The 16,761-nt window shown below is 73.4% G+C and carries 18 protein-coding genes; 9 read left to right on the top strand and 9 right to left on the bottom strand.

Features of this window, described 5'->3' with window-relative positions:
• Positions 1-36: 36 nt before the first annotated feature.
• Genes BJP25_RS02640 through BJP25_RS02630 form a run of 3 tightly spaced genes read right to left on the bottom strand, consistent with a single transcriptional unit; the run spans position 37 to position 2,622 of the window.
• A complete protein-coding gene (locus tag BJP25_RS02640; RefSeq protein ID WP_198943319.1) occupies positions 37-987 on the bottom strand; it encodes an ABC transporter ATP-binding protein in 951 nt (316 codons plus the stop codon).
• Entirely contained in the window at positions 984-1,784 is an 801-nt protein-coding gene (locus tag BJP25_RS02635) for an ABC transporter permease (protein WP_075973155.1), read from the bottom strand. Before BJP25_RS02635 ends, BJP25_RS02640 begins: the two co-directional genes overlap by 4 nt.
• Positions 1,777-2,622, bottom strand: a complete 846-nt coding sequence (locus BJP25_RS02630; RefSeq protein WP_233157883.1) for an ABC transporter permease — start codon at positions 2,620-2,622, stop codon at positions 1,777-1,779. Before BJP25_RS02630 ends, BJP25_RS02635 begins: the two co-directional genes overlap by 8 nt.
• Positions 2,623-2,748: 126 nt before the next feature.
• Between BJP25_RS02630 and BJP25_RS02625 the strand changes: the two genes are divergently transcribed.
• Positions 2,749-3,645: a carbohydrate kinase family protein gene (locus BJP25_RS02625; protein WP_075973154.1), complete on the top strand. Its 897-nt coding sequence runs from the start codon at positions 2,749-2,751 to the stop codon at positions 3,643-3,645.
• A 200-nt stretch (positions 3,646-3,845) separates the two neighbouring features.
• Positions 3,846-4,277: a hypothetical protein gene (locus BJP25_RS33960; protein WP_075973153.1), complete on the top strand. Its 432-nt coding sequence runs from the start codon at positions 3,846-3,848 to the stop codon at positions 4,275-4,277.
• Here the strand turns inward: BJP25_RS33960 and BJP25_RS02615 are convergent.
• A complete protein-coding gene (locus BJP25_RS02615; protein WP_408607086.1) occupies positions 4,274-4,588 on the bottom strand; it encodes a DUF3099 domain-containing protein in 315 nt (104 codons plus the stop codon). The two genes, BJP25_RS33960 and BJP25_RS02615, sit on opposite strands and share 4 nt — an antisense overlap.
• Positions 4,589-4,725: 137 nt before the next feature.
• Here BJP25_RS02615 and BJP25_RS02610 point away from each other — a divergent pair, with 137 nt between their 5' ends.
• From BJP25_RS02610 to BJP25_RS02585, 6 genes are all read left to right on the top strand, one after another.
• The gene (locus tag BJP25_RS02610; protein ID WP_158075589.1) at positions 4,726-5,442 is read left to right on the top strand and encodes a class I SAM-dependent methyltransferase; all 717 of its coding nucleotides are present in this window, start codon (positions 4,726-4,728) and stop codon (positions 5,440-5,442) included.
• A gap of 24 nt (positions 5,443-5,466) precedes the next feature.
• Positions 5,467-6,975: a DUF7782 domain-containing protein gene (locus BJP25_RS02605; RefSeq protein WP_075973150.1), complete on the top strand. Its 1,509-nt coding sequence runs from the start codon at positions 5,467-5,469 to the stop codon at positions 6,973-6,975.
• Positions 6,972-7,415: a D-aminoacyl-tRNA deacylase gene (gene dtd, locus BJP25_RS02600; protein ID WP_075973149.1), complete on the top strand. Its 444-nt coding sequence runs from the start codon at positions 6,972-6,974 to the stop codon at positions 7,413-7,415. The genes BJP25_RS02605 and dtd overlap by 4 nt, the downstream gene beginning before the upstream one ends.
• A 213-nt stretch (positions 7,416-7,628) precedes the next feature.
• Positions 7,629-8,606 carry a sigma-70 family RNA polymerase sigma factor gene (locus BJP25_RS02595; protein ID WP_075973148.1) on the top strand — a complete coding sequence of 326 codons (978 nt, stop codon included), beginning with the start codon at positions 7,629-7,631 and terminating at the stop codon, positions 8,604-8,606.
• Between the two features lie 456 nt (positions 8,607-9,062).
• Positions 9,063-10,724, top strand: coding sequence for a fumarate hydratase (locus BJP25_RS02590; RefSeq protein WP_075973147.1), 1,662 nt, complete (start codon positions 9,063-9,065; stop codon positions 10,722-10,724).
• Between the two features lie 137 nt (positions 10,725-10,861).
• Positions 10,862-11,251: a VOC family protein gene (locus tag BJP25_RS02585; protein WP_075973146.1), complete on the top strand. Its 390-nt coding sequence runs from the start codon at positions 10,862-10,864 to the stop codon at positions 11,249-11,251.
• A gap of 6 nt (positions 11,252-11,257) precedes the next feature.
• Here BJP25_RS02585 and BJP25_RS02580 read toward each other — a convergent pair whose 3' ends face one another.
• The 4 genes from BJP25_RS02580 to BJP25_RS02565 form a co-directional block, all read right to left on the bottom strand.
• A complete protein-coding gene (locus BJP25_RS02580; protein WP_143218849.1) occupies positions 11,258-11,812 on the bottom strand; it encodes a hypothetical protein in 555 nt (184 codons plus the stop codon).
• Positions 11,813-11,914: 102 nt separating this feature from the next.
• Positions 11,915-12,286 (bottom strand): hypothetical protein, encoded by a 372-nt coding sequence (locus tag BJP25_RS02575; RefSeq protein WP_233157882.1) that lies wholly within the window; start codon positions 12,284-12,286, stop codon positions 11,915-11,917.
• A gap of 162 nt (positions 12,287-12,448) precedes the next feature.
• The gene (locus tag BJP25_RS02570) at positions 12,449-13,381 is read right to left on the bottom strand and encodes a winged helix-turn-helix transcriptional regulator (protein WP_075973144.1); all 933 of its coding nucleotides are present in this window, start codon (positions 13,379-13,381) and stop codon (positions 12,449-12,451) included.
• Complete coding sequence (locus tag BJP25_RS02565) at positions 13,378-14,910, bottom strand: carotenoid oxygenase family protein (protein ID WP_075973143.1); 1,533 nt, start codon at positions 14,908-14,910, stop codon at positions 13,378-13,380. The genes BJP25_RS02570 and BJP25_RS02565 overlap by 4 nt, the downstream gene beginning before the upstream one ends.
• A 443-nt stretch (positions 14,911-15,353) precedes the next feature.
• Between BJP25_RS02565 and BJP25_RS02560 the strand changes: the two genes are divergently transcribed.
• Complete coding sequence (locus BJP25_RS02560) at positions 15,354-15,953, top strand: DUF6801 domain-containing protein (RefSeq protein WP_075973142.1); 600 nt, start codon at positions 15,354-15,356, stop codon at positions 15,951-15,953.
• A 186-nt stretch (positions 15,954-16,139) separates the two neighbouring features.
• On the opposite strand, the gene BJP25_RS02555 is transcribed toward BJP25_RS02560, so the two are convergent.
• A partial coding sequence (locus BJP25_RS02555) for an acetate--CoA ligase family protein (protein WP_198943318.1) occupies positions 16,140-16,761 on the bottom strand: 622 nt, incomplete at its 5' end.

The raw sequence follows: 16,761 nt of genomic DNA, 5'->3' as shown, positions 1-16,761 counted from the left end.
CGGGTGCCCCGCGGCCGGGTGCCCCCCGGCCGGGCCTCACCCGCGGTAGACGCGGGCCACCACGTCCTCGATCTCGGGTTCCTGCACCGACAGGTCGCGCAGCGGCACGGCCCTGGCCAGCGCCGCCACCACCTCCCCCGCCGCGTTGCCCGCCAGCGTGAGGGTCACCCGGCGCCCGTCGGCCGCCACCGAGGTCACCGCCGCGCCGGGGATCTCCAGCCCCGCGGGCCACTCGCCGTCGAGGTCGGCCACCACGACGCGGCGCGAGCCGTAGGCGGCGTGCAGGGCGTCGAGGGACCCGTCGTGCACCACGCGGCCGTGGTCGATCACCACCAGCCGCTCGCACAGCTTCTCGATGTCGGCCAGGTCGTGCGTGGTGAGCACGACCGCGGTGTCGCCGCGGCGGTCGAGCTCGCCCAGGAAGTCGCGCACCGCCTGCTTGCTCAGCACGTCGAGCCCGATGGTGGGTTCGTCGAGGAACAGCACCTCCGGGCCGTGCAGCAGGGCGGCGGTCAGCTCCCCGCGCATCCGCTGGCCGAGCGAGAGCTGGCGGACCGGGGTCGCGGCGAACTCGTCGAGCCCGAGCAGGTCGGCGCAGACCCGCAGCCGGGCGGCGTGCTCGGCGGCGGGCACCTGGTAGATGTGGCGCAGCAGGGAGAACGACTCGCGCAGCGGCAGGTCCCACCACAGCTGCGACCGCTGGCCGAACACGACGCCGATGCGCCGGGCCAGCTGCACCCGCGAGCGCACCGGGTCCAGCCCGCACACCCGGACGTGCCCGGCGCTCGGGGTGAGCACCCCGGTGAGCATCTTGAGGGTGGTGGACTTGCCCGCCCCGTTGGGTCCTATGTAGCCGATCAGCTCGCCGCGCTCGACCGACAGCGACACACCGTCCACTGCGGACACGGTGCGCCGCTCCCTGCGGAAGCGGCCTGCCTTGCGGCTGGTGGTGAAGTCCTTGCGCAGGTCGGACACGTCGATGATCATGATCCGGTACTCCGGTAGGCGCGCACGCCCGTGCGCCACACCAGCGCGGCGAGGCAGGCGGCGAGGGCGGTGACCAGCGGGGAGCACCAGCGCAGCCAGTGCCAGAGCCCCAGCGGGTCGGGGACGTCGAGCAGGGCCAGCGCGGGCAGGTACGCCACGAACGCGAAGCCCAGGCAGAGGGCGAACAGGGTGCGGAACCAGTCGCCGTACATGGTGATCGGGTAGGAGGTGAAGTCGCGGCCGCCGTAGGTGAAGGCGTTGGCGACCTCGCCCGACTCCGTCCACCAGAACGCGACCGTGGCGCCGATGACGAACAGGCTGCCGAAGAACGCCGCCCCCGACAGCGGCGCCACCACCGCGAGCACGGCCGACGCGGGGGTCCAGCGCACGTCCACCACGCACAGGGCGACCACGTAGAACACCAGCGCCTGCACGCTGCGCCCCAGGCGCCGGAAGGCGAAGTTGGCCACGACCAGCTGCGCCAGGGTCGACAGCGGGCGCAGCAGCAGCGAGTCGAACGACCCGTCGCGCACGTGCACCCGCAACCGGTCCGCGCTGCCGACGAACACGTCCGCCGTGGCGAAGGACGCCGCGGACAGCGCGGCCATGAGCAGCACCCCACCGCCGCCGAACCCGCCGAGCTGACCCGTGACCGACAGCAGCACGAACACCGTCATGACGTCCAGCGCCACCAGCGCCATGCTCCCCAGCACGTCGAACGCGAACGACGCCCGGTACTGCGCCTGCGCCCGCACCTGCGCGCGCACCACTTCCAGGTACGCGCGTGCGCTACCCACCTTGCACCACCAGCTTCCGCTGCCCGCGCCGCTGGACCAGCGAGCACAGCCCCAGCAGCACCGCGACCCAGAAGACCTGGCCGCCCAACAACAGCAGCGCGTGCCCGAGGCCACCGCGCTCCACGGCGATGTCCGCCGACGCCTGGAGCAGGTACGGGAACGGCGTGGCCACCCAGAGCCCGGTGGTCAGCCACCCCGGCAGGATCGCCAGCGGGAAGTACAGGCCGCTGGCGAACCCGGAGACGAACACCCACAGCATCTGCACGCCCCGGGTGTCCAGCAGCCAGAACGCCGTCAGGTCCACCAGGTAGCGGCAGGCGAACCCGATCAGCACCGCCAGCACCACCGACAGCGCGAACGCGGGGTAGGCCAGCGGGTTGCCCGGCAGGTAGAAGTCGAACACCAGCAGCGCCACCACCAGCGGGATGCTGAACCGGGTGAGCAGCGCGAAGCCCGCCCGCCCCAGCTCGCCGCACAGCACGACCAGCAGCGGGTCGATCGGGCGCAGCAGGTCGCAGACCACGTCGCCGGTGCGGACCCGGTCGGCGAGCTCCAGCGGCGTCCAGCTGTTGACCACGGCCAGCATGCCCTGGCCCAGCCAGACGTAGGCGACCAGCTGCGGGCCGCTGTAGCCGCCCACCGACCCGGCGGCGGCCGCGACGGACAGCAGCAGGTAGCAGCGCAGGAACCCGAAGACGGTGTTGGTGAAGGCCCCCGCGAGGGTGGCCTGGCGGTAGGTGGAGTAGCGGCGGAAGCCCGCGGCGATGAGCGCGAGCGCGGCGCGCGGCACGGTGACGACCTCCTCGGTCGGCGGCGGGAGCTGGGCACGGGTGCCCACCCCGCACAAGTCCGCGCCGGGCGCGTCCTGTCCGTCCGAGGTGGTGGCCGCGGCAGTCGCGACCGGGTGAGGTTTCTACTCTGTGGGGACTGCCCAGCGCCACTGGATTACCCGAGGAGCACCCGGATGGCCGAGGTCCCCGCCGTCGTCGTGGTCGGAGACGCCGCCCTGGACGTCATCGCCCGCCACCGCGACCCCATCGCCCACGGCGGTGACTCCCGCGCGCGGGTCCGCATCGCCCTCGGCGGCGCGGGCGCCAACACCGCGGCCTGGCTGGCCCACACCGGGGCCAGGGTGTCCCTGGTCGCCAGGGTCGGCGCCGACACCGCCGCCCAGCAGGTCCGCGCCGAGCTGGAGGCCGCGGGCGTGCGCTGCGCCTTCACCACCGACCCCGAGGCCGCCACCGGCTGCGTCGTGGTGCTCGTCGACGACACCGGCCAGCGCAGCATGCTCCCCGACCGCGGCGCCAACGCCCGCCTGCGCGGCTCCGACACCTCCCCCGAGGTCCTGCGCGGGGCCCAGCACCTGCACCTGTCCGGCTACGTGCTGCTCGACGAGTCCTCCCGCCAGGGCGGCCTCGACGCCCTCGCCAACGCCAGGGCGGCGGGCCTGACCACCTCCGTCGACCCCCAGTCCGCCGCCCTCATCGAGGACCCGGCCGCGTTCCTGGACTGGGTCCGGGGCATCGATCTCCTGCTCCCCAACAACGACGAGCTGCACGCGCTGACCGGCTCCCGCGACCCCGCCAGCGCCACCGGGCTGCTGTCGGCCGTGGGCGCGGTCGCGGTCACCGACGGGCCGCGCGGCGCCGCCTTCATCTCCCCCACCGAGTTCGTCGCCGTCCCCGCCGCCGAATCACCGTGCGTCGACACCACGGGCGCGGGCGACGCCTTCGACGCCGGTTTCCTGGTCAGCTGGCTGGCGGGCGACGGCCCCGAGGCAGCCCTGCGCAGCGGCGTCCGAGCGGGCACGGCCGCCGTGGCCGAGGTCGGCGCCCTGCCCATCCTCCGCTCCACGACCTGACCCCGACCCCACGGGTTCGTGACCGGGGAAGCTCACTGCCCACAGGCCGCGCACACGAGCCTCACCTTTGCGTCACTCATGCAGCGTCCATGCGGCGTTGAGTGCTTCTGAGCTGTGCAGAGTTCCGGTGCACCGGTCTCCCGATCCGCTCTAGGCTGGGGCAGGAGCACACCCTGCCCACGACGCCTCACCCAGCGGAGTTGGACGACGTGAACCGCCGCGAACTGCTGCGCCTGATCAGCGTGACCGGCGCGGCCCTGGCATTACCCGCGGCCGGGGCACCCACCGCCGCGGCGGACGCGCTCGACCTGGGCCCAGGCGCCGCCGACTCCGCCCAGCTCAACGCCCACCTTTGGCGGGTGTACGCGCTGACCCCCACCAAGCAACTGGTGCAGCCCCTGGTCAGCGCCCAGATCGAGGTGCTGGTCGATGCGCTGGGCCGCGCGCCGTCCCCGGCCGAGCGGGAGCTGGTCTGCGAGCAGGCCGCAGACCTGTTCCAGTTGGCAGGCGAGGTCCTCCTCGACGGCAACCGCCACACCGACGCGTCGCGGACTGGGAAGACCTGCCGGGGTGGCAGCGGGCGACCGACATCGGCATCTTCGAGCGGGTGGAGCGGGAGGTCTGAGGGCTAGCCCTCGATGACCTGGTGGTTGCCGCCCTCGATGGCGCGGGGTTCGCGCACGTAGCGGTTGACCTTCTCGGCCTTGCGCGGCGGGCGGTCGTTGGCGATGAGGACCGCGATCCACGGCAGCGGCACCGACAGCGCGACGAAGCCCAGGGCCAGCCACCACGTGTGGTAGGTCAGCCCGGCCAAGAGCAGGCACGGGATGCGCATGCTCATCATGATCATGTACTTGCGCTTGCGCGCCGCGAACTGCTCCTCGTAGGAGGGTTCGGCCTGGGTGATCAGGACTGGGGTGTCGTCCCGCTCAGCGCCCTTCACGACACCACCTCTGCTCGTCGTCGGGTCCATCATCGCACCGGCGAGTCTGGCACCGGTCTTCCCAGCTTGCGCCATCCGGGTGGACTCCGCACGCACACCCGAAGGGGATTCGTCCCACAGCCGGTACAAAGGTGGGCGTGGACACCCGTCGGGAGAGCCCGCTCGCCCGGTTGCGGCACCGCCTGGCCTGCGCGAACCTCGTGCGGCACCTGCCCCCGGGCCCGAGCAGGGTGCTGGACGTGGCGGGCGGCACAGGCGGCGACGCGCTGCCGCTGGTGGCGCTCGGGCACGAGGTGACCGTGCTCGACCCCGCGGGGGCGCTGCTGGAGTGCGCGCTGCGCGACGGCGAGGGGCTGGCCGGGACCGTGCACGTGGCGCAGGCGGCGGCCGAGGACGTCCCACACCTGTTCGCCGGGGGCAGCTTCGACGTGGTGCTCTGCCACGGCCTGCTGCACCACGTCGACGACCGGGCCGCGCTGCTGCGGGCGGTGGCGGCGCCGCTGGTGGCCGGGGGGTTGGTCTCGGTGGTGGGGCCCAACCCGGACGCGGACCCGCTGCTGGCCGCGGTGCGCGGCGGCGACCCGCGCCGGGCGCTGGCGCTGGTCGGGTCCGGGCGGGTGTGGGTGGACGCCGTGGCCGCGGCGCTGCCCGCCTGCACCGCCGAGCAGGTGCGCGCCGACCTGGCGGGCCTGGGCGCGCGGGTGCTCGGGCACTACGGCATCCGGTGCGTGGCGGACCTGGTGGCCGACGGCACCGACCCCGACGACCTGGAGGCGCTGGAGCTGGCCCTGGCCGACCGGCTGCCGCACCTGCTCACCGCCCGCTTCTTCCACCTCGTCGCGCGCGCCGCCTGAACGGGCGCGTGGGAGCATCCCCGGGTGCCCAACGAGCGACCACCGCTGTTCACCGATGACCTCTGCGCCCGGCTCGCGGACTCCCTGCTGACCTCCGGGTACGACGGCGACGGGGTGGTGGCCGCCCTCGGCGAGCAGGCCCACGCCGCCCTCGGCCGCAACGAGCCGGAGCCCGCCCGCCGGGCCACCGCGGGCGGGTCGCCGGTGGAGACCCTGGTGCGGCTGTTCCTGGTCGGCGACGCCGAGCCGCGCGCCGCCGTCGAGCGCGCCCTGCCGGGGCTCGACCTCGACGAGGTGGCCGCCACCGGCCTGCTGCGGCTCGACGGCGGGTCCGTGCGGGCCGGGCTGGACCTGCGCCCGCACGCCGACGAGGACGGCTCCTGGTGGGTGCTGGCCGACCTGGACTCCGACCAGCTGGGCGGGCCGGTGGGGCCCGACCACGTGCTCGGCATCGGGCACGCCTCGCTGAGCCTGGCCAGGGCCACCACCCGCCGCCCGGTGGGCACCGTGCTCGACCTGGGCACCGGTTGCGGGGTGCAGGCGCTGCACGCGAGCAGGCACGCGGGCGCGATCACCGCCACCGACCTGTCCTCGCGGGCGCTGGCGCTGGCCTCGGCGACCTTCCGGCTCAACGGGCTCACCGTGGAGACGCTGAAGGGCTCGTGGTTCGAGCCGGTGGCGGGGCGCCGGTTCGACCAGGTGGTGTGCAACCCGCCGTTCGTGGTGGGGCCGCCGCGGGTGGACTACGTCTACCGCGACTCGGGGCTCGCGGGCGACGACGCGAGCGCGCTGGTGGTGCGCGGGGTGCCGGGCGTGCTCAACCCCGGCGGGGTGGGGCAGTTCCTGGCGTCCTGGCTGCACCGGCGCGGCGAGGACTGGGCCGACCGGGTGACCTCGTGGCTGCCCGACGAGGGCGTCGACGCCTGGTTCGTGCAGCGCGACGTGGCCGAGCCCGCCCTCTACGTGGGCACCTGGCTGCGCGACGCGGGGATCGACCCGCGCTCGGCGGAGGGGTCGGCCAAGGCCGCGGCCTGGCTGGACTGGTTCGCCGAGCACGACGTGGCGGGCATCGGGTTCGGCTTCGTCACCCTGCGCGCCACCGACGCCGACACCGAGGTGGCCTGCGAGGACCTGCGGCACGCCTACGACGACCCGCTGGGCGAGGAGGCGGGCCGCTGGCTGGACCGGGTGGCCTGGCTGCGCGCGCACGAGTCGCCGGGGGCGCTGCTCGCGGCGACGTTCGTGGTGCCGCCCACGGTGGTGCTCGAACGCGTCGAGCAGCCCGGTGAGCAGGGCTGGGACGAGGTCGTGCGCAGGCTGCACCGCACCGACGGGCCCGGCTGGCAGCAGGAGACCGACGAGCTGGTCACCTCGCTGCTCGCGGGCTGCCGGGGCGCGCTGCCGCTGGCGGAGCTGCTGGCGCTGCTGGCCGCCGGGCAGGGCCTGCCGGTGGACGCGGTGGCGCGCGCCGCCGTGCCGGTGGTGGCCGACCTCGTCACGCACGGGATGCTGCTGCCGGTGGAGCTGGTGTGAGGGCCGTGGTGTCCCGGGTGACCCGCGCCTCGGTGTCGGTGGCGGGCGAGGTCGTGGGGGCCATCGACGAGCCCGGGTTGCTGGTGCTGCTCGGCGTCCACGCCGACGACGCCGAGAACGCGGCGGACGCCGCGGCCAAGTGCGCCGAGATGTCGCGAAAGATCCACGAACTGCGGCTGTTGCGCGGCGAGGAGTCCTGCGCCGACACGGGTGCGCCGATCCTGGTCGTGAGCCAATTCACACTGTACGGCGACACCCGCAAGGGCAGGCGGCCGTCCTGGTCCGCCGCCGCCCGACCCGAGGTCGCCGAGCCGCTCGTGGCCGCCGTGGTGGCCGACCTGACCGCCCGCGGGGCGAGGGTGCGGACCGGCCGGTTCGGCGCGGAGATGGCCGTGGAAAGCGTCAACGACGGGCCTTTCACGGTGCTGGTCGAGCTGTAGCCGGACCCGACTGTCCGTCGTGGACGGTGCGCGGTGGGCGGCGCGCGGGGCGCGCCGTTCACCGGGCCGCACGGGGTTTCTCAGCGAAACCTCAGCCAAACCTGAGCAACCGCCCAGCCGCGCGTGGCGTCATCCATGTCGGGAAGCGGGAACGAATCCAGCCCCCGCCACGTTTCGACAGACAGAACCACCGCGACAGGGGGAGGGAGCACCATGACGGTCCCGCAGCAGCGCGAGCCCGAGCACCAGCTCGCCTACGAAGCAGACCTCGACGCCCAAGGACCCGCCGCCGACCTCGTCCGGGTGTACCTCAACGGAATCGGCCGGACCGCGCTGCTCACCGCGGCGCAGGAGGTCGACCTGGCCAAGCGGATCGAGGCCGGGGTGTTCGCCCAGCACGTGCTGGAGACCGACGGCTCGCTGGGCAACGCCCGCCGCGCCGAGCTGCGCGCCCTCGTCGCCGACGGCCACACCGCCAAGAACCACCTGCTGGAGGCGAACCTGCGCCTGGTGGTGTCGCTGGCCAAGCGCTACACCGGCCGGGGGATGCCGTTGCTGGACCTGATCCAGGAGGGCAACCTCGGGCTCATCCGCGCGGTGGAGAAGTTCGACTACACCAAGGGCTTCAAGTTCTCGACCTACGCGACGTGGTGGATCCGCCAGGCCATCACCCGCGGCATGGCCGACCAGGGCCGCACCATCCGGCTGCCCGTCCACCTGGTCGAGCAGGTGAACAAGCTGGCCAGGATCAAGCGCGACCTGCACCAGTCCCTCGGCCGCGAGGCGACGATGGAGGAGCTGGCGGCCGAGTCCGGGCTCACCCCGGAGAAGGTGGCCGACCTGCTCGACCACTCGCGCGACCCGGTCAGCCTGGACATGCCGGTCGGCTCGGAGGAGGACGCCCCGCTGGGCGACTTCATCGAGGACGGCGAGGCCACCGACGCCGAGAGCGCGGTCATCTCCGGCCTGCTCCAGGACGACATGCGCCGGGTGCTGGCCACCCTCGACGACCGCGAGCAGTCGGTGATCCGGCTGCGCTACGGCCTCGACGACGGCCAGCCGCGCACCCTGGACCAGATCGGCAAGCGCTTCGGCCTCAGCCGCGAGCGCGTCCGCCAGATCGAGCGCGAGGTCATGTCCAAGCTCCGCCAGGGCGAGCGCGCCGAGAAGCTGCGCGCCTACGCCAGCTGAGCGTCCCCCGCACGACTCCCTCCCCCGGGAGAAACCCCAGGTCAGGCCGGTCCCCAGGACCGGCCTGATCCACATGGTGGGAAAGCGGCCGGTTCTCGGCCCGCGCGGGCAACCCCCGGCCCGGCAAGCCCGTCCTGGTATGTGGGTCACCTGAACAGCAGCGTTGACTTGTGACCGCAATCACGGCAGCGTGATGACCCACGGACTTGGCGGCCCGGTGATCCCGGTAGCCGCCCGCGACGGGAGGCCGGGACAGCCGGGGGCTGCCCCGGCCTTCCGGCTGTCCGGGGTCCCCCAGCACCCGCGCGCCGTGTGGGGCACTGCACGCCGTACCGGGCTCCCGGCGTTCCGGGCGCGGGGTAGGTTCCAGGGCACACCACCGCAGTGCACACCGGTGCCGGACGCGCGCCGGTGCCCGTGCACCCCAGGACGCGCGCGCAAGGGAGCCCGCTCACCGTGACCGCCACCACGAACTTCGAGTACACCGACGTGCTGCCGCTCGCCCCGGACACCACCACCGAGTACCGCCTGGTCTCGGCGGAGGGGGTCAGCGTGGTCGAGGCGGCCGGGCGGAAGTTCCTGCAGGTCGAGCCGCAGGCGCTGACCGCGCTCGCGAAGGAGGCGATCAAGGACATCCAGCACCTGCTGCGCACCGGCCACCTCGCGCAGCTGCGGGCGATCGTCGACGACCCCGAGGCCTCGGGCAACGACCGGTTCGTCGCCATGGACCTGCTGCGCAACGCGTGCATCGCCGCGGGCGGGGTGCTGCCGATGTGCCAGGACACCGGCACCGCGATCGTGATGGGCAAGCGCACCGAGGGCGTGCTCACCGGCGGCACCGACGAGGAGGCCCTGTCCCGGGGCATCTACGAGGCCTACCAGGAGCTGAACCTGCGCTACTCGCAGATGGCGCCGGTCACCTTCTGGGACGAGAAGAACACCGGCAGCAACCTGCCCGCGCAGATCGACATCCACACCAAGCCGGGCACCGACCCCAGCTACGAGTTCCTGTTCATGGCCAAGGGCGGCGGGTCGGCCAACAAGACCTTCCTGTACCAGGAGACCAAGGCCGTGCTGAACCCCACGCGGCTGGCGAAGTTCCTCGACGAGAAGCTGCGCGGCCTGGGCACCGCGGCCTGCCCGCCCTACCACCTGGCCATCGTCGTCGGCGGGCTGTCCGCCGAGCAGAACCTCAAGGTCGCCAAGCTGGCGAGCGCCCGCTACCTCGACACCCTGCCGCAGCAGGGCTCCCCGGCGGGCCACGCCTTCCGCGACACCGACCTCGAGCAGCAGGTCCTGGAGATGACCAGGCAGTTCGGGATCGGCGCGCAGTTCGGCGGCAAGTACTTCTGCCACGACGTGCGCGTCATCCGGCTCCCCCGGCACGGCGCGAGCTGCCCGGTCGGCATCGCGGTGTCCTGCTCGGCCGACCGCCAGGCCAAGGCCAAGATCACCGCGGACGGGGTGTTCCTGGAGCAGCTGGAGCGCGACCCGGCCCGGTTCCTGCCCGAGGTCACCGGCGAGGACCTGTCCGACGAGGTGGTGCGCGTCGACCTGACCCGGCCGATGGCCGAGGTCCGCGAGCTGCTCTCGACGCTGCCGGTCAAGACCCGGCTGTCGCTGACCGGCCCGCTGGTGGTGGCCCGCGACATCGCCCACGCCAAGATCAAGGAGCGGCTGGACGCGGGCGAGGGCATGCCGCAGTACCTCAAGGACCACCCGGTGTACTACGCCGGGCCCGCCAAGACCCCCGAGGGCTACGCGTCGGGCTCCTTCGGCCCCACCACCGCGGGCCGGATGGACTCCTACGTCGAGCAGTTCCAGGCCGCGGGCGGCTCGCTGGTCATGCTCGCCAAGGGCAACCGCTCCAAGCAGGTGACCGACGCCTGCCAGGCGCACGGCGGGTTCTACCTGGGCTCCATCGGCGGCCCGGCCGCCCGGCTGGCCCAGGACTGCATCCGCAAGGTCGACGTGCTGGAGTACGCGGAGCTGGGCATGGAGGCCGTCTGGCGGATCGAGGTGGAGGACTTCCCCGCCTTCGTCGTCGTCGACGACAAGGGCAACGACTTCTTCGCGGGCACCTCGGCGCCGGTGCTCCAGGTGTCGTTCCGCAAGTAGCCCTCCCGTCCTGAGTGGACGGCCAGCGGGGCCCCGCCTTGACGGGCGGGGCCCCGCTGCTGTTCGATCGGTGCCGTCGCGTGTCCCAGGGGCGACTTGTCCGGGGCATGGAGGCACCGAGTTCTCGGGGTTCACCGATGACCATCCAGTTCAACCACACCGTCGTGCACGCCGTCGACCGGGCGGAGTCCGCCCGCTTCTTCACCGACCTGTTCGGCCTGCCGGACGCGGTCCCGTTCGGGCCGTTCCTCGCCGTGCACCTGGCCAACGACTGCTCGATCGACTTCGCCCAGGCCGGCGGCGAGGTCGCCCCCCAGCACTACGCGTTCCTGGTGTCGGAGGAGGAGTTCGACCACCTCCACGGCCGCATCCAGGAGCTGGGGTTGACGCACTGGGCAGACCCCCGCCAGCAGGGGGTGAACCAGATCAACCACAACGACGGGGGCCGGGGCGTGTACTTCTGCGACCCGAGCGGCCACTTCCTCGAAGCCATCACCGTCCCCTACGGCGGCTGGCCCCAGCGGTAGCGCCCGTCAGCCCGCCGCCTCCAGCACGACGCCGCGGGTGCCCAGGGGCTCGGCCAGCGGGACCGTCAGGAGCTTCGCGGTGAGCACCTGGGTGCACACCCGCGGGGAGTCCGGGTCGTCGCCCTGCGGGGCCGTCATCTGCTCGACGCGGACCCGCACGGTGGTGCCGGTGGACTCCACGACGCCTGCCTCCACCCCCGCGCACCCGTCCCGGGCCACCCCCACGACCTGCAACGACAGTCCATCGGGGGACACCCAGGCGCGCGGCTCCTGGTACTCGCCGGGCTGCCCGCCGACCCGCACGCGGTCGGCGGGCAGCTCGGCGTAGCCGGGGTCCGGGGTCGGCCCCGGCACCGGGTCGACCGGAGCCGGGTCGACGGGCGCGGGCAGCTTGGTGGCGCTGCTGCCCGGCTCGGCGGGCGCGGGCTCGGGCGTGCCCGGCTCCACCGCCGCGCTGCTCGCGGGCCCCGGGGTGCCGACCCCGATCTGCTCGCGGGCACCGCACCCGCCCACGAGCAGGGCAGCCGCGGCCACCCACGCACCGACTGCTGTCGTCCTCATGCCCCCAGGACGGACCGGCCGCCCGCGGGGTTGCACGGAAGTGCCCCCGGTCGGTGGGGCAGGACCGACCGGGGGCACCGGCACCGGGAGGGCATCCGGTGGTCAGGCCGTGCGCTGCTCCTGGGTCAGCACGACCTTGCGGTCACCGAGGGGCTGGGCGAGCTCCAGGGTGAGCTTGGGGTAGCGCAGGTCCATCGTGCACATCTGCTTGTCCGCGGGCTTGGTCTCGACCAGGGTCACCGCGACGGTGCTCTCGGACTGCTCGGTCAGCTCCGCGCTGGCCTTGCCGCACCCGCCCTCCTGGGCGACCACGCCGAGGGTGGAGCCGCTGTCGAGCGTCCACACCATGACCGGGTAGTTCTCCTTCAGCCCGGTCGCGTCGACCTGCGCGGCCCCCACCTGCGCGCCGCCGTCCGGCGGGGTGCGCGCGGGCTGCTTCGCCGGTTCCGCGCCCGGTTCCTGGGTGGCGGTCACCGGGGGTGCCGCCGGGTTCGCGGTGTCCTGAGTGTCCTGCGCGGAACCGCACGCCGACAGGGCCGCCGCCAGAACACCCGCTCCTGCAAGGATCTTGAGGTGTTTCATGTGCAGAGGACGGAGCCGCCCCCGCGCGGGGTTGCACGGCTCTTCCCGCCCGCCCTAGTCGACGGTCATCTCCTTGCCGGTCAACGGCCGTGAGCAGGCAGAACACAGCAGCAGCACGGAGAAGGGGTGGTCGGAGCCGCGGTGGCGGAAGACCACGGCGGGCCCCTCCGGGGCCAGGAACCAGCGCTGCCCCCACTCGATCGCCGACATCACCACCGGGAAGAACGCCCGGCCCTTGTCGGTGAGCCGGTAGTGGTGGCGGTCGGTGCGGTCGGCGTCGCCGAGCACCTCCAGCACCCCCAGCGAGCGGAACGTGCGCAGCCGGTCGGCGATCACCGTCGCGGGTGCGCCCAACCGGCGCTGGAACTCCGAGAACCGGTGGGCGCCCAGGTAGGCGGCCCCGAGCATCGCCGCCGACCAGCGGTTGCCGATCAGCGCCCGGCTCTCCGGGAAGAAGCCGGGCCCGAGGTTGGCCGACCCGCTGGAGCGGCGGCGCATCGTGGTGTTGGGCGCCGAGCGCGGCCACGACCCGCTGGGCCCGAACGAGCCGGTCACCTCGCGCGGCTCGACCAGCCCGCCGCAGGTGCGGCAGGCCATGCACGGCTCGAACTGGTGCCCGCACACCAGGTGGCGCATGCGCGGCAGGCACAGCGGGTGCCCCTCGGCCCAACGCGCCTCCCACGCCCAGATGCACACCAGCACCGGCCACAGCGCGGCCCCGCGCGGGGTGAGGTGGTAGGCGGCGCCCTCCTCGTCCTCGACCGGGGAGAACAGGCCCAGCTCGGTCATCCGGCGCAGCCGCGAGGCCAGCACCGCCGAGGAGATGGGCAGCACCTGCTGCCACTGCGCGGTGCGGCGCACGCCGTCCTGCAGGGCGTACCGCAGGATCAGCAGCGTCCACTCGTCGGCGGCCACCCCCATGGCGTGCGCGATGGCGTTGTCGCCGCCCGGGCCGAGCTCGGTGGGGCGGTCGGGTGGGTGGATCACGGCGGGGTCGGACCCCCCAGGCCGAGGGCGGCGGCCGGGTCCTCGGCGGTGCGCCAGCCGGGCAGCTCGTCCCCGGCGGCCCAGGTGCTGTGGGTGCCGCTGCTGACGCGCTCGGGCAGGCGCACGCGGGCCACCGGGCCGTCGGAGATCCGCGCGGTGTCGAACACCAGGCACTCCGACCGGTCCTCGCGCATGTCGGTGGTCATGGTGATGAGGTAGGCGTCGTCCTCGGCGCGCGCGCCGACCCGCGGCGCCACGGCGGTCTCGCTGCCGAACACGCCGTCGCCGTAGCGGTGGTGCTCCTCGGCGCCGGTGAGCAGGTCGTGCTTGACGAAGCCGTTGAACAGGAACCAGCCCGGCTCGCCGGTGGAGGCGTAGGTGTAGCGGTGGCCGCGGCCCGCGTACCGGGGGTTGACCATGCCGAACTCGGTGATCGAGTCGGTCTGCCGCTGCTCGGTGACCCGCCCGGTCACCAGGTTCAGCCGCCAGCGGTGCAGCCGGGTCTGCATGCCGTCGAGCGAGAGCATCCTGGCCATCCGCGCGTAGGCTGGGTCGCCGGGGAAGTGCCCGCCGCGGCCCTCGGGGTCGCCCTGGTGGAAGCCCTCGACGACGATCTCGTCGCCGTCCTCGTAGGCGTTGGTGAAGTGCAGGACGAAGGTGGGCTCGGCCTCGAACCACCGGACCTCGGCGCCGTCGCCGCGCTTGGGCAGCACGCCGAGCCGCAGCGGGACGTCGGGGTGGAAGCGGGCCACGTGCGCGCCCTGGGCCAGCAGCTCCGGCTTCCAGAACAGCGGCGGGTCGTTGAGCACCACGTGGTTCTCGGTGAAGGCCATGTCGTGCGGCAGGCGGGGCCCGGGCAGCTCGACGCCGGTGTAGTGCACGAGCCGGTCGTCCTGGTCGAGCACGCCGTAGTGCAGGTAGGGCGCCTGCTTGCCGTAGTTGAAGAACAGCAGGTCGCCGGAGGGGTCGACCTTGGGGTGGGCGGACACGCCCTCGGCGGGGAAGCGGCCCTGCCAGTCGGACCTGCCCAGGGTCTCCAGGGTCAGCGGGTCGAGGCGGTAGAGGTCGCCGCACTGGTAGAAGCTGGTGAGCGCGACGCCCGCGTGCACGACGACGTCGGTGCTGGAGGCGTCCTTCATGCGACCGCGCGCGCCCCAGCCGTCCTCGCGCAGCGCGACCTCGGGCGGTTCGGCCAAGCCAGCCCACAGCGACTTGCCCGCGTCCTGCTCGGCGAGGAAGCCCTCGGTGCGCACGAACCGGTTGCGGTAGAAGGCCTTGCCGTCGCGGAAGCCCACCACGTGCACCATGCCGTCGCCGTCGAACGGGTGGTAGCCGGTGAGCGCGGGGTGCACGGGGTTCTCGGTGTTGCGCAGGTACACCCCGTCGAGGTCGGCGGGGATCTCCCCGACCACCTCGCAGTCGGCCACCGCCCGCTCCACCGACTGCGGGCGCCACGGCCCGGTGCGGTACGGGTGGTCGTCGTCCTCGGGCAGGGTGGTCAGCACCCGACCCAGCACCTCGACGTCCACTACTCCCCCCATCCCCGCGCGCGCACGGTCGTCGGCATGGCTCGACCAGCCTCCTCCGGCTCGGGAAAACGAGGCTACAACCGGCTGTGTCGGCAGGCCAACCTGCGGATCCGGTGGATCGCGCCCTCGTGGTCCACGCATTCGGCCACCGATGGGTTTCGAGTGCGCCGCACGCAGGTAGCCCCCACCCCCAGGGGGGCGCTCGACCACCGCACCACATCCCATCAATTGGGATGCCGGCGGTCTGCGCGCTCATCGGCGCGCAAGGCGGCGTGGGCGTTACGTCAAGTCGATGACAAATTCGCCGAAATCGGCAGATACTTCTTCCCATCGGGTTGCGACGTCAGTGAATAACGCACTAGCGTCGATTTCAGTAGCCCCGGGCCACCGGATCTACCAGATATCACCTGACTGTTCGACTCAATGTTGAGGAGGAACTGCCAGTGACAACGCTCCAGGCGGGGAAAACGAAGCGCGTCTTCGCGGGTGGTGGCGTCATCGCCGCCCTGACCGCGCTCGCCCTGCTCCTGTTCGGCACCGGCGGCGCGTCGGCCGCCGAGAAGACCCTCACCTTCTCCGGTGAGTTCCCGCTGATCGGCACGCAGCAGGTCTCCACCGCGATCAACGTGGAGATCCCGGCCTCGGCCACCCCCGGCCAGACCGTGAGCACGCCGTTCAGCATCTCCGTGGACGCCGGTGCCTCCGCCACCGACGGCCTGCGCCTGGTGGGCACCACCAAGATCTCCGGCAGCATCGCCGCCGCCGCCACGGTGACCCTGTCCGACGGCCAGTCCGTCGACATCCCGGTCGAGCTGCCCATCGCCGAGACCCCCGTCCCGGCCTCGGGCAACCTGACCTTCACCGCCGAGGGCTCGGTCGACTTCACCGTCCCGACCGGTGTCGCCTCGGGTGCCGCCACGGTGTCGGTGGCCAGCAGCGCGAACTCCCACATCGTCACCGACAGCTCGCTGGGCGAGTTCGACGTGGCGCTGACCCTCGACGAGGGCCAGGACGCGACCCTGGGCACCACCCAGGTCGGCTGAGTGGACGGGACCTGAGCCCCGGGTTGTCGAGGGACACGGGACGCAGGGCCGAGAGGTGAAGTGATTCCGCTGAGGAGCGGGGGATGCGCCGAAATAGCATCCCCCGCTCCTCGGCGTTCCGGACCCGGTTGTCCCGCGCATTGCGGGATGACCGGCTTCCTGTTTTCCCGGGGCATTCCCGCGTGGCTATTGCGCGCTGCTCCGCCGGGCCACGTCGCGGATCGCCAACAACCGGCGGGGGCCGGTGTCGTGCTGCGACGGCGGGCTGCCGACCGTGATGCGACCACCGGTGACGAACGCGCCCGCCGCGGAGACGAGCACCGGCTCGATGGCCGCGCCGCGCACCTCGGGCACGTCCTCGGCCAGCGCGGCGACGCGCAGCACCACGTCCTCCAGGGCCGCCAGGTCGGCGGGCGGCCCACCGCCGTAGCCGGCCAGCAGCGGCGCCGAGCGCGGGGCCCGGACCAGGCTCGCCGCGTCGGAGTCGGTCAGCGGCACCGCCCGGTGCGCCCGGTCGCCCAGCAGGTCGCTGACCACCCCGGCCAGGCCGAAGGAGACCAGGGTGCCGAACGACGGGTCGTCCTGCAGGCCGATGGTGCAGGAGGTGCCCTTGGGGGCCATCCGCTGCACCACGACCTCATCGATGCCCGAGACGGCCCGCAGGTCGGCGTACGCGCTGCGGATGTGCTCGGGGCTGGTGAGGTCCAGGCGCACGCCCAGCAGGTCCGCGCGGTGGCGGAACCGGCGGTCGGCGGTCTTGAGCACCACCGGCAGCCCCAGCCGCACCCCCCCCCCCACCCCGCGGCCC

Source organism: Actinokineospora bangkokensis, from assembly GCF_001940455.1.
GTDB classification, from domain to species: Bacteria; Actinomycetota; Actinomycetes; order Mycobacteriales; family Pseudonocardiaceae; genus Actinokineospora; species Actinokineospora bangkokensis.
This window is presented reverse-complemented; position numbering and strand designations above follow the sequence as displayed.